Source organism: Streptomyces sp. JNUCC 63 (genome assembly GCF_054366325.1).
Window position 1 is genome coordinate 8,421,710 of the sequence record NZ_CM135963.1, and the last position, 12,202, is coordinate 8,433,911.

8 protein-coding genes and 3 pseudogenes are annotated in these 12,202 nt (G+C 67.8%); 6 read left to right on the forward strand and 5 right to left on the reverse strand.

Going from position 1 to position 12,202, the window contains the following annotated elements; genetic code table 11:
* Positions 1-95 precede the first annotated feature (95 nt).
* Both mihF and ACX25U_RS39325 read right to left on the reverse strand, forming a co-directional pair.
* On the reverse strand, positions 96-410 hold the full coding sequence (gene mihF / locus ACX25U_RS39320) for an integration host factor, actinobacterial type (RefSeq protein ID WP_454387221.1): 315 nt from the start codon (positions 408-410) through the stop codon (positions 96-98).
* A gap of 83 nt (positions 411-493) precedes the next feature.
* Complete coding sequence (locus ACX25U_RS39325) at positions 494-667, reverse strand: hypothetical protein (RefSeq protein ID WP_454387223.1); 174 nt, start codon at positions 665-667, stop codon at positions 494-496.
* Between ACX25U_RS39325 and ACX25U_RS39330 the strand changes: the two genes are divergently transcribed.
* Positions 660-989 carry a hypothetical protein gene (locus tag ACX25U_RS39330; RefSeq protein WP_454387225.1) on the forward strand — a complete coding sequence of 110 codons (330 nt, stop codon included), beginning with the start codon at positions 660-662 and terminating at the stop codon, positions 987-989. The two genes, ACX25U_RS39325 and ACX25U_RS39330, sit on opposite strands and share 8 nt — an antisense overlap.
* Before the next feature lie 501 nt (positions 990-1,490).
* On the opposite strand, the pseudogene ACX25U_RS39335 reads toward ACX25U_RS39330, so the two are convergent.
* Both ACX25U_RS39335 and ACX25U_RS39340 read right to left on the reverse strand, forming a co-directional pair.
* Positions 1,491-1,607, reverse strand: a pseudogene (locus tag ACX25U_RS39335) (DUF899 domain-containing protein); the annotation flags it as partial.
* A gap of 457 nt (positions 1,608-2,064) precedes the next feature.
* Positions 2,065-3,068: pseudogene (locus tag ACX25U_RS39340) on the reverse strand (IS5 family transposase).
* 48 nt (positions 3,069-3,116) lie between these two features.
* Between ACX25U_RS39340 and ACX25U_RS39345 the strand changes: the two are divergent.
* Positions 3,117-3,755, forward strand: a pseudogene (locus ACX25U_RS39345) (transposase); the annotation flags it as partial.
* A gap of 235 nt (positions 3,756-3,990) precedes the next feature.
* Complete coding sequence (locus ACX25U_RS39350) at positions 3,991-5,181, forward strand: IS110 family RNA-guided transposase (RefSeq protein WP_454386071.1); 1,191 nt, start codon at positions 3,991-3,993, stop codon at positions 5,179-5,181.
* A gap of 8 nt (positions 5,182-5,189) precedes the next feature.
* Here ACX25U_RS39350 and ACX25U_RS39355 read toward each other — a convergent pair whose 3' ends face one another.
* Positions 5,190-5,627: a helix-turn-helix domain-containing protein gene (locus ACX25U_RS39355; RefSeq protein ID WP_454387226.1), complete on the reverse strand. Its 438-nt coding sequence runs from the start codon at positions 5,625-5,627 to the stop codon at positions 5,190-5,192.
* A gap of 930 nt (positions 5,628-6,557) precedes the next feature.
* On the opposite strand from ACX25U_RS39355, the gene ACX25U_RS39360 reads away from it, so the two are divergent.
* The 3 genes from ACX25U_RS39360 to ACX25U_RS39370 all read left to right on the forward strand — a co-directional run bounded on the left by ACX25U_RS39360 (position 6,558) and on the right by ACX25U_RS39370 (position 12,192).
* The gene (locus tag ACX25U_RS39360; RefSeq protein WP_454387228.1) at positions 6,558-8,753 is read left to right on the forward strand and encodes a discoidin domain-containing protein; all 2,196 of its coding nucleotides are present in this window, start codon (positions 6,558-6,560) and stop codon (positions 8,751-8,753) included.
* 131 nt (positions 8,754-8,884) lie between these two features.
* Positions 8,885-11,053 carry a discoidin domain-containing protein gene (locus ACX25U_RS39365; RefSeq protein WP_454387230.1) on the forward strand — a complete coding sequence of 723 codons (2,169 nt, stop codon included), beginning with the start codon at positions 8,885-8,887 and terminating at the stop codon, positions 11,051-11,053.
* A 68-nt stretch (positions 11,054-11,121) separates the two neighbouring features.
* Entirely contained in the window at positions 11,122-12,192 is a 1,071-nt protein-coding gene (locus ACX25U_RS39370) for a DUF1996 domain-containing protein (protein ID WP_454387232.1), read from the forward strand.
* The last annotated feature ends 10 nt before the right edge of the window (positions 12,193-12,202 follow it).

The following is a 12,202-nucleotide window of genomic DNA, read 5'->3' on the forward strand; positions in this document are numbered from 1 at the left end:
CGCCGCCGGCGGACCGCTCCTTCGAGCTGGGGGCTTGTACCGATCCGAACCGCCACGGAGTGCACTGCCCCCCGGCCCGCGCGGGGCCGGGGCGGTCAGCCCTGCGGCGCGAACCGCTCGAGGAGACGTTCTCTTTGCCGGATGCCCAGGCCGCGCACCCGGCGGCTGCCGGAGATCCCCATCTCGTCGAGGAGCTTCTGGGCCCGCACCTTGCCGATGTCGGGGAGCGATTCGAGCAGGGCGCGGACCGGCATCTTGCGGATGGCCTCGGAGTCACTGGCCAGCACCTCGCGCAGCGACAGCCTGCCGTGCTTGAGGGCCTCCTTGACCTCGGCTCGCTCCTTGCGCGCGGCGGCGGCCTTGTCGAGCGCGGCTCGGCGCTGCTCGGGGTTGAGTGGGGGCAGAGCCATGAGGGGTGGTCCTCTCGTCGTACGAAACGGAACGGGTCCATCATGACCCTGGCGGTGGGCCGGTGACCAGCAGGTTTGATGGGTCAGGCTGCCTGTAAGCGGCGCTGCATGGGGAGTTGGACGAGTTGGACGTCGCGGGGGTCGATGTCCGTGTCGGTGGTGGTTGCCAGGTTCGCGGTGGCGGTCAGCTCCGTCCCGGGCAGTTCGTCGCGGCCCGGGCCGGTGGCGGATATCAGCTCGTCGGTGGGTATGGGCACGGAGATGTGCCCGTGCACGGTTTCGAAGCACGGTGTCCTGGCAGCCCTGGACCAGCGGATCGCGATCAGCTACCAGATGCCGACCATGACGAAGGAGGAGACCGTCAGCTACATCAAGCACCATTTGACGATCGCCGGACGATCCGATCCCCTGTTCTCCGACGACGCCGTCGACCTGATCCACCTCACCAGCCGCGGCCTGCCCCGCTTGGTCAACAACATCGCCCTGCAGTCCCTGATCGCCGCGTTCGCCGATGAGAAGAGCATCGTGGACGAGTCCTCCACCCGCCGCGCCATCACCGAGACGCACGCGACAGAGTGACGACGAAAACGACACCACGTCCACGACGATCCCGGCGGCCTGACGGCCGCCGGGGTCGTTTCACCTTGTCCCGTCGACATCCAGCTCGTCGCCTTCATGCACATCTTCAGTGTCGCTCAACACCCTTCGGGCTGCTGTAGGCGATGCACGTATTGACGCTGCATGGTCGGTGCCTGCACCGGCCCCGTCGACGTGCCGCGCTGCCCGGCCCGCCGGCGAGGTGGCCGAGCTGGATGCCGCGCGCGCCCGGCGCCGTGAGCAGCGAGAGCGCCTGGAGCGGGGGCTGCAGCAGCGGGAAGGCGAGCTGGCCGTCCCGGGCAGGGACAGAGCCGGGGGGAGGAGGGCCAGGAGCAGGCCGAGCAGTGCGTGAGCGGGCTGTCCCGGCAGTTGCGGGACGCCGAGCGCGAGCAGTAGCGTGCGGTGCGTCAGCGACGCCGGGCGATGGTCACCCCGTCGCGCACCGGCAGCATCACCGAGTTCACCCGCCGTGATGCAGGTCGTTCAGCCGCCGCCAGAGCCCGGGCCATAGAGCGCAGCGATGTCTTTGGATGTCGCCCACCGGCTGTAGGTGGGCGACTGAGGCCAGCCCTCGGGCGAGTCCTGCCATTCCTCCTGCCGCGCGCCACCACGTCGGCCGTGCCGAAGGAGGCGGTCACCGTCTCGACGTCCACGTCGTCGATCCCGCCGAACACGAGAGAGTCCCAGAATGATGCGTCGGCCTGCATGACCAGCACCGTCACCGGCCGCCGCGGACCACGGCGGAGACCGTCACATACCTGACGGAGCGTCACCCTCGCCTGTTGGGTGGCAGGGCGTGCGCCGTCTCACGCGAACCCTCGCAATCGAACACGGTGGTGACCCTCCGCGACCACTCCCCAAGATCTGTGCCAGAACCTCTTAGAGTGCGGGATGTGACCTTCCGTCCGGCTTGTCATCGCTCGATGGTGTGACGTTGGGGCATCGCTGCCGGTCGGACGTTCGAGGTTCGCTTGGGTTGCGGCATGGACATGCGCAAGCCGTACCCGAGCGATCTCACCGATGAGCAGTGGGCGTTAGGGCGTGTATCGAGTTGTGATCATTGGCCGGTCCGGGTGAGGTCTTTGATCCAGATCATCGAGGCGCGCAGGTGGAGGCCGGCGAGGTAGCTGTCTGGGGTCTTGTCGTATCGGGTGGCGATGCCTCGCCAGGCCTTGAGCTTGTTGATCAGGCGCTCGACGGTGTTCCTCTCCTTGTAGAGGTCGGCGTCGTGGCTGACGGGACGGCCGCCCCTGGAGCCCTTCTTCTTCCGGTTGGCGGCCTGGTCCTTCTTCTCCGGGATGACTGCCTTGATGTGGCGCTTGCGCAGGTGGGCGCGGTTGCGGCGGGATGAGTAGGCCTTGTCCCCGGCGACGGCGTCCGGCCGGGTGCGGGGGCGGCCGACAGGCCCGCGGACCCGTATCTTCCCCAGCACGGGGATGAACTGCGGGCTGTCCGCGGCCTGGCCCGCAGTCAGAACGAACGCCAGCGGGCGACACTTCCGGTCGGCGGCGAGGTGGACCTTGCTGGTCTGCCCGCCCCTCGAGCGTCCCAGGAGGGCAGCCTTCAGACGGAGTTTCCGCCGGCGTCGGACGCGTCGTCGTTCTTCCTGCCCGGGATCGTCTCCGGTTCCCTGCCCGTTTTGTTCTTCGGAGCTGCCCCCTTTGACCTGGCCTTCTCCTCCTCGGCGGCGGCCTTCTCCAGGGCGGTGAACACGTCCTCGCTCAGGTGCATCCCGGCAGCGTCGTGGTGTGCCCGCGCGGTGGTGGAGTCGATGCTGACCAGGGACAGGTCCACCTCACCCCGCTTCGCGGCTTCCGCGATCATGCCCTCCAGCAGGGCCTCGAACACGCCGGCGTCACGCCACTGCCGGAAGCGGTTGGAGACGGTCGACCAGGCACCGAACTCCTGCGGCATCTCCCGCCACTGCCCGCCCGTCTTGAACCGCCAGATCACGCCCTCGAACTGCTGCCGCAGGCGCTCGGGGTACGGGCCGTACTCGCCGATCGGCAGATACGGCCCGATGAACTCCCACTCTTCGTCTGTCAGTTGCACTCGCGTCACACAAGACGATCTACCGGATCAGGCCTCGGAGCGAGGGCAAACCCCAAGATTGATCACGACTCGATACGCGCCCTAGCCGAGCCGGTGATCACGGCGTGGAAGGCCCGGCACCCCTCGGTCAGCGGTCACCAGGGCAAATACGCGATGCGGGAGATCGTGAACGCGATCCTGTACCAGAACCGCACCGGCTGCCAGTGGGAGTTCCTGCCCCACGACATGCCTCCGCCCGGCGCGGTGAAGTACTACTTCTACCTCTGGCGCGACGACGGCACCGACCAGACCGTGCACGACCTGCTGCGGTGGCAGCTGCGGGAGAAGAAGAAGCGATTAGCCGACCCGAGCCTTGTCATCCTGGACACGCAGAGTGTCCACGCTGCCGTCGGCGTGCCAGCCACCACGACCGGCAAGGACGCCTCGAAAAGGGTGCCGGGCCGGAAGAGATGCCTGGCCGTGGACACATTGGGTCTGGTCATCGAGGCCGTCGTCCTGCCGGCGTCCGCGCACGACAACGCCGCGGGCACCGCCCTGCTGGACGGCGTGGCCGCACAGACCGACACGGTCGAGAAGGCCCTGGTCGACCAGGGGTTCAAGAAGACCGTGGTCGCTCACGGCAAGCAGTACGGCATCGACGTGGAGATAGTCGAGCGCAACCCGGCCGACACCGGCTTCGTCCCGCAGGCCAAGCGGTCCTACCTTGTTCGTGGGTTGGACGGGCCGTCGTAAGGTCCAGAGACCCAGAGACACCGGGTATGGCTTCCAAGCGGTTGCCCTCGATGGTTCCATCCACCTGGCCGCCCGGTGTCTCACGACGACTCGGCCGCTGATTAGGAGCTGCGAACGCCTCCGAGCGGATCGCTGAGTAGGACCACGCCGGCGAGGTCGTCCGGGAGAACAGAGCGTCATCGAACGACCGGAGGAACAGGTGGCCCAGATCTGGGCGGGTACGGACATCGGCAAGACCCATCACCACTGCGTGGTCCTCAACGCGGAGGGAGCACGGTTGCTGTCGCGACGGGTCTTGAACGACGAGCCGGAGCTGCTGGCCCTGCTCGCCGATGTGCTGGCCCTCGACGAGGACGTGGTCTGGGCGGTCGACGTCGCCGACGGCATGGCCGCACTGTGGATCAGCCTCTTGCTCAACCACGGCCAGCACCTCGTCTACATACCCGGCCTGGCGGTTAACCGGGCTTCGGCCGGCTACCGGGGCATGGGCAAGACCGACGCGAAGGACGCCACCGTCATCGCCGACCAGGCCCGGATGCGCCGGGACCTGACCGTCCTGAAGCCGGACGACGAGCACGCCATCGAACTGCGGATCCTCACCAGTCGTCGGGCCGACCTGAACGCCGACCGCACCCGTCGGATCAACCGCCTGCGCGGCCAACTCACCAGCATCTTCCCGGCCTTGGAGCGAGTCCTCGACCTGGGCAACGTCGGGCCGCTGATTCTGCTGACCGGCTATCAGACGCCGGCCGCTCTGCGCCGAACCGGCCGCAGGCGCCTGGAGACCTGGCTGCGGAACCGCAACGCCCGCAGTCCCGAAGTCCTGGCCGAGGTCGCCCTGGAAGCGGCTGAGCGCCAGCACACCGCCGTCCCCGGGGAGAAGATCACGGCGCAGGTGATCCACACCCTAGCCAAGGAGGCGATGAGCCTCAACGAGCAGATCACCGAGATCGACAAGCTCATTGCGGCCCGGTTTCGCGACCACGAACTCGCCGAAGTGATCTCCAGCATGCCCGGCATCGGCCCGCTGTTGGGCGCCGAGTTCCTCGCCGCCACCGCCGGCGACATGAGCCGCTACGGCACCGCTGACCGCTTGGCCAGCCTTGCCGGAGTCGCTCCGGTCCCCCGGGACTCGGGCAACATCAGCGGCAACCTGCACCGGCCCAAGCGCTATCACCGTGGGCTGCAACGCGTCTTCTACACCTCCGCGCTGATCAGTATCCGCAGCTGCGACCAGTCGCGTCGTTTCTACGAACGCAAGCGCGCCGAAGGCAAGCGGCACACCCAGGCCGTCCTCGCCCTGGCCCGGCGACGCGTGAACGTCCTGTGGGCTCTCATCCGTGACGGACAGTGCTACCAAAGCAACCTCCCTGTCACTGCTGCGGCTTGACAACATCATTAGGAGGTGGAGGCGGCGACCTTCCATCCCAGGTGGAGCAGTTCGCCATGGATCCGGCGATACCCCCACCCGTCGTTCTCGCGGGCCAGGCGCAGCACCAGAGCGCGCAGCGCCTGGGGTTTGGTCGGGCGGCCCGGACGGCGGGGTGGATAGGTCCATGTCCGCTTCACCAGTCTGGCGTGCCAGCGCAGGACCGTGCGCGGGGTGACCAAGAGTTTCAGGCTGAGGCGCTGACGCTTGTTCAATAGACGAACAAGAGCGGCGATTACCGCCCGGTCGCCGAGAGTGAAAGCGGGCTTTGGCCTGCCGCGTTCCAGGACGCTCAGCTGATGGCGCAGTACCAGGATCTCGACGTCTTTCGCCGCGGAGGAGCGGGCCAGCAGCCGCAGCCAACCCAGGAGCAGGCAGCAGAACCGGTAGAGCAGACGTATCGCCACGAGACCCGAGCGTGCACCGAGGCGATCCCGGAGGCCCGCGATGTGATCACATCGTGACTCCAGAACTGCAGCTCAGCTAGAGCAGACGTATCGCCACGAGACCCGAGCGTGCACCGAGGCGATCCCGGAGGCCCGCGATGTGATCACATCGTGACTCCAGAACTGCAGCTCAGCATGGGTGACATGGGTTGTCGGCACGCACAGGCCGGGCCGACGCCCGCGTCCGGCAGACATCTCGGGGGAACGGCAGTCCCTGGTGGGACGCCAGTTATTTTGCGAGTCATGCCGGATCACGAGCGCCGAGCCTGGCAGCAACCCATCCCGGGCTGCAGAAGAACTCTCACAGTTATGTTCTTCGCGGTCCTGCAAGAGGGCCGTCGGCCTCCGGGCCTGGCATGACTGTTCCCCCCTGTCGATCGGATGACCTGGGGGGTGCCTCTATGTCCTTCGTCAAGGCCAGGCACGCAACCGGGCGCTCAGGGGTTCGCGCCCGCACCCAGATCCGCTCGCCTCCGTCGATCACATCCTCGACGGCCAGCGGGGACAGGCCCGAGAACACCGTAGCCACAAGCGCATTGACATCTCGCACGACTTGTCAACGAACACGTTTACTCTCCGCGACCACCGGATTTGAGCCAAATCCGTCAAGTTGACACACCCCTCACATGGTACGTCGCTGCGTTCTCGTACTTGGCAGCGCGGGTGCGAGGGCAGCCAGCAGTCTGCCCTCCGGCGTCGTGATGACGATGACGAAGTGGTTCGTGGGCGTCAGCACGACCGGTCCATGTACCTCGAGGGGGCCAAGCCAACAGCACGATGCTTAATGAAAGATGAAAGAAAAGCCATGCCCGAAACCTTGACCGCGCCTGGTATGGCGGGCAAGGTTCCGGAGAGCGCTCTCCCATCTATCCCGCATCAAGGAGTCTCTTCATGCCCACTGTCGGCATACCCCCGGCGGCGCCGGTGTCGCGCAGACCCGGCCGCCGCGGGCTCGTCGGCGTCCTGGTCACCGCACTGGCCGCCGCCCTTCTCGCCGTCGTCCCCGCCGCGCAGGCTCAGGCCGCTCCCGTGCTGCTGTCCCAGGGCAAGCCGGTCACCGCCTCCAGTCAGGAGCACTACGGCACCCCGGCGACCGCGGCCGTCGACGGCGACAACGGCACCCGCTGGTCCAGCGCCGCCGCCGACCCGCAGTGGATCCGCGTCGACCTCGGCGCCCTCGCTTCCCTCAGCCAGGTCGAGTTGCGCTGGGAGGCCGCCTACGCCAAGTCCTACCGCATCGAGACGTCCCAGAACGGCACGGACTGGTCGACGGCCTACTCCACCACCACAGGCACCGGGGGCACGGAGACTGTGAACGTCTCCGGCACCGCCCGGTATGTCCGCATGCTTGGTACCGCCCGCGCTACCGGATACGGCTACTCTCTGTGGGAGTTCAAGGTGTACGGCACCACCGGCGACGACCCCGGTCCAGTCATCCCGGGCGGCGGCGACCTCGGCCCGAACGTGCACGTCTTCGACCCGTCCACGCCCGGCATCCAGGCCAAGCTGGACCAGGTCTTCCAGCAGCAGGAGTCGGCGCAGTTCGGCTCCGGTCGGCACGCCTTCCTCTTCAAGCCGGGCACCTACGACAACCTCAACGCCCAGATCGGCTTCTACACCCAGATCGCCGGCCTCGGCCTGCGCCCCGACGACACGCTGATCAACGGTGACATCACCGTCGACGCCGGCTGGTTCAATGGCAATGCCACCCAGAACTTCTGGCGCGGCGCGGAGAACCTCGCGGTCAACCCGGTCAGCGGCACCAACCGGTGGGCAGTCTCGCAGGCCGCCTCGTTCCGCCGGATGCACGTCAAGGGCGGCCTCAACCTCGCGCCCAACGGCTACGGCTGGGCCAGCGGCGGCTACATCGCCGACAGCAAGGTCGACGGCCAGATCGGCAACTACTCGCAGCAGCAGTGGTACACGCGGGACAGCTCCATCGGCGGCTGGTCCAACAGCGTGTGGAACCAGGTCTTCTCCGGTGTCGAGGGCGCTCCCGCGACCAGCTTCCCCGAGCCCCGGTACACCACACTCGGCACAACGCCGATCTCCCGCGAAAAGCCCTTCCTCTACCTGGACGGCAACGAGTACAAGGTCTTCGCCCCCGCCAAGCGGACCAACGCCCGCGGCACCACCTGGGCAGGCGGCACCCCGCAGGGCGAGTCGATCCCGCTGAGCAAGTTCTACGTCGTCAAGCCCGGCGCCACCGCTGCCACCATCAACGCCGCCCTCGCCCAGGGCCTGCACCTGCTCTTCACCCCCGGCATCTACCACGTCGACCAGACGATCAACGTCAACCGGGCCAACACCATCGTGCTGGGCCTCGGCCTCGCCACGATCATCCCCGACAACGGGGTGACCGCCATGAAAGTCGCCGACGTCGACGGCGTGCGGCTCGCCGGCTTCCTCATCGACGCCGGACCGGTCAATTCCCCCACCCTGCTGGAGGTCGGCCCGCAGGGCGCATCCGCCGACCACGCGGCCAACCCCATCACCGTGCAGGACGTCTACATCCGTATCGGCGGCGCGGGCGCCGGCAAGGCGACCACCAGCATGGTGGTCAACAGCCACGACACGATCATCGACCACACCTGGGTGTGGCGGGCCGACCACGGCGAGGGCGTCGGCTGGGAGACCAATCGGGCCGACTACGGCGTCCGCGTCAACGGCGACGACGTCCTGGCCACCGGCCTGTTCGTGGAGCATTTCAACAAGTACGACGTCGAGTGGTACGGCGAACGCGGCCGGACGATCTTCTACCAGAACGAGAAAGCGTACGACGCCCCGAACCAGGCCGCCATCCAGAACGGTTCGACGAAGGGGTACGCCGCCTACCGGGTCGACGACTCGGTGGACACCCACGAGGCATGGGGCTTGGGCAGCTACTGCAACTACAACGTCGACCCGGGCATCCGCCAGGACCACGGCTTCAAGACCCCCATCAAACCGGGGATGAAGTTCCACAGCCTCCTCGTGGTCTCCCTCGGCGGCATGGGCCACTACAACCACGTCATCAACGACACCGGCGCCTCCACGGAGCCCGCCGGCACCTCGACCGTGCCGTCCACCGTCGTGTCCTACCCCTGATCGAACCGTCCGTGGGCCACAACTCCCCTCCGGGCCGGATGACATCCCCACGCCCAGGCCCGGAGGGGCCATCACGCGGTGCTCCTACAGCGCCCGCCACGTCGGCTCTCCCCAACCCACCAGGAGCAGATGTGTCCATAACCCCCTCGTATCAAAGACCAGCCGACCGCCGCGCCGTCCCCCTGCTCGCCCTCGGCGCACTGGTGGCGTCGTCGCTTGCCCTCACCGCTCCGCCCGCCCAGGCGGCGGAGACACTGCTCTCCCAGGGAAAGCCCGCCACCGCCTCATCCCAGGAAGGCGCCGGATATGCCCCCTCGGCGGCCGTCGACGGCAACCTCACCAGCACCCGCTGGGCCAGCCAGTGGAGCGACCCGCAGTGGATCCAGGTCGACCTCGGACAGCGGTCCGACCTCAGCCGCGTCGTGCTGACCTGGGAGGACGCGTACGGCAAGAGCTACCAGATCCAGGCCTCCGACAACGGCACGGACTGGCGGACCCTGAAGACCGTGACCGGCGGTGACGGCGGCACGGACGAGGTCGCCGTCTCCGGATCCGGCCGCTACGTCCGCATGCTGGGCACCGAGCGTTCCGGCGGCTACGGCTACTCCCTGTGGGAGTTCCAGGTGTACGGGACCACGGACGGCACACCTCCCGCCGACGGGGGAGCGGTCAAGGTCACCGGCTCGCAGGGGAACTGGCAACTGACCGTCGGTGGCCAGCCGTACACCGTCAAAGGCCTGACCTGGGGCCCCGCCATCACGGACGCCCCGAAGTACATGCCCGACGTCAAGTCCATGGGCGTCAACACGATCCGCACCTGGGGCACCGACGCCTCCACCAAGCCGCTGCTCGACACCGCCGCCGCGCACGGCATCCGCGTCGTCAACGGCTTCTGGCTGCAGCCCGGCGGCGGACCCGGCTCCGGCGGCTGCGTCAACTACGTCACCGACACCACGTACAAGAACAACATGCTCACCGAGTTCGCCAAGTGGGTGGAGGCCTACAAGAGCCACCCGGCGACCCTCATGTGGAACGTCGGCAACGAGTCGGTCCTCGGCCTGCAGAACTGCTACAGCGGGGCGGAGCTGGAGGCCCAGCGCAACGCCTACACCGGCTTCGTCAACGACGTCGCCAAGAAGATCCACAGCATCGACCCCGACCACCCCGTCACCTCGACCGACGCCTGGACGGGGGCCTGGCCGTACTACAAGCGCAACGCTCCCGACCTCGACCTGTACTCGATGAACTCCTACGGCGACATCTGCGGCGTCCAGGAGGACTGGGAGGAGGGCGGCTACACCAAGCCGTACATCATCACCGAGGGCGGACCGGCCGGCGAGTGGGAGGTGCCCGACGACGCCAACGGCGTCCCAGACGAGCCGACCGACGTGCAGAAGGCCGGGGGCTACACCAAGGCCTGGGACTGCGTCACTGGCCACCGGGGCGTCGCCCTCGGCGCCACCCTCTTCCACTACGGCCTCGAGCACGACTTCGGTGGCATCTGGTTCAACCTCGTGCCCGACGGGCTGAAGAGGCTGTCCTATTACGCTGTGAAGAAGGCGTACAGCGGATCGACCGGCGGCGACAATACCCCGCCCGTCATTACGAACATGGCCGTCGAGCCCGCCTCGTCCACCCCTGCGGGCGGCGAGTTCACCGTCCGCGCGGACGTGCGCGACCCCGACGGCGACCCGATCACGTACAAAGTCTTCCTCAGCGGCAACTACGCCAACGGCGACAAGCGCTTGATCGAGGCCAAGTGGCGGTCCACCGGCAACGGGACCTTCGCCGTGACGGCCCCCGAGAAGCTCGGCGTGTGGAAGGTGTACGTCCAGGCCGAGGACGGCCGCGGTAACGCCGGCATCGAGACGAAGTCGGTCAAGGTCGTCGCCCCGCCGGTGACCGGCACGAACGTAGCGCTGAACAAGCCCACCACCGCGTCCTCCTTCCAGCCCTCCTACGGCGACTGCCCGTGCGAGCCCGCCAAGGCGACGGACGGCAGGACCGACACGCGCTGGGCCAGCGACTGGAGCGACCCGCAGTGGATCCAGGTCGACCTCGGCGCTCCCACGCCCTTCCGCAAGCTCCAGCTAATGTGGGACCCCGCCTACGCCAAGTCCTACGAGGTCCAGGTCTCGGACAACGGCACCACCTGGCGCACGGTCCACACCATCACCGATGGCAACGGCGACATCGACACCATCGACGTCGCGGCGACCGCACGACACGTACGACTGCACCTGACGGCGCGTGGCACCGGCTGGGGCTGCTCGCTGCACGAGTTCGGCATCTACAGCTGACGACGAAGGGCGCCCGGCGACGCCCTTCGCACCACCCCCACTTGGAACCTCAGCGGGCAGGAGGCCCCATGAGACCGCGTTCGAAGCTCCCTGCGCTGCTGCTCGGCAGCGCACTGATCGCAAGCGTGCTCGGCGTCGGCACCGTCGCCACGGCGGCCGGCCCCGGCGACGCCCCGGCCGTCAGTCACACCGGGCACACGATGGCGGTGTCGACCCGGGCGTCCGCCGACGACCCCGACGGCGACGGATACATACCGGCCGTTCCCCTGGTCACCGGCGTGACCCCGTCCGAAGCCACCCCGCCGCCGCGCTACCACAAGGAGTTCCAGGCCAACTGCGCCGTCACGCACACCGCGCCGGACGACCCGATCGTGTACCCGGGGCAGCCGGGCAAGTCCCACGACCACACCTTCATGGGCAACACGACGACGAACGCCGGCAGCACGACGGCGAGCCTCTACGGCGGCAACACCACCTGTCTCGCACCGGCCGACGCCTCCGCGTACTGGATGCCGTCCCTGTACAAGGGGGACACGAAGATCCTCCCGGTCGGCCCGCAAGTCATCTACTACAAGTCCGGTGTCACCGACTACACCAGCGTGCGGCCCTTCCCCAGAAGACTGCGATACGTCGTCGGCGACCCGATGCAGAGCGCCCAGGAGTTCCGCGGCCACAAGGGCTTCGTCGAGGGCTGGGAATGCGGTGACAGCTTCTTCAACGTCGACTTCCCAGCGAGCTGTCCGAGCCGGCCCGACGTACAGCTCAACATCCGTATGCAGGCCCCCAGTTGCTGGGACGGCAAGCACCTCGACACCCCCGACCACAAGAGCCACATGGCCTACCCGGTCGTCAAACCCGGCACCAACGACAACATGTGCCCGGCCTCCCACCCGGTCGCCCTGCCGATGATCGAGTTCAAGATGGCCTTCCCGGTCAACGGCGACATGAGCGACGTCCGCCTGGCCAGCGGACGCGGGTACTCCTTCCACTACGACTTCTTCAACGCCTGGGAGGAGCGGACCCTCAAGGCGATGGTCGACCACTGCATCGTGGGCGGCCTCCAGTGCGACACGCGCGGCTACGACCAGAACCATCCGGAGCGCGGCGCGGTGCTGAACGCGGACCACCGGCTGCCCTGACCCGGCCCGT

Coding starts and splice junctions, on each gene's coding strand:
- mihF (WP_454387221.1), bottom strand. CDS start 410: ATGGCTCTGCCCCCACTCAACCCCGAGCAGCGCCGAGCCGCGCTCGAC.
- ACX25U_RS39330 (WP_454387225.1), top strand. CDS start 660: ATGGGCACGGAGATGTGCCCGTGCACGGTTTCGAAGCACGGTGTCCTG.
- ACX25U_RS39360 (WP_454387228.1), top strand. CDS start 6,558: ATGCCCACTGTCGGCATACCCCCGGCGGCGCCGGTGTCGCGCAGACCC.
- ACX25U_RS39370 (WP_454387232.1), top strand. CDS start 11,122: ATGAGACCGCGTTCGAAGCTCCCTGCGCTGCTGCTCGGCAGCGCACTG.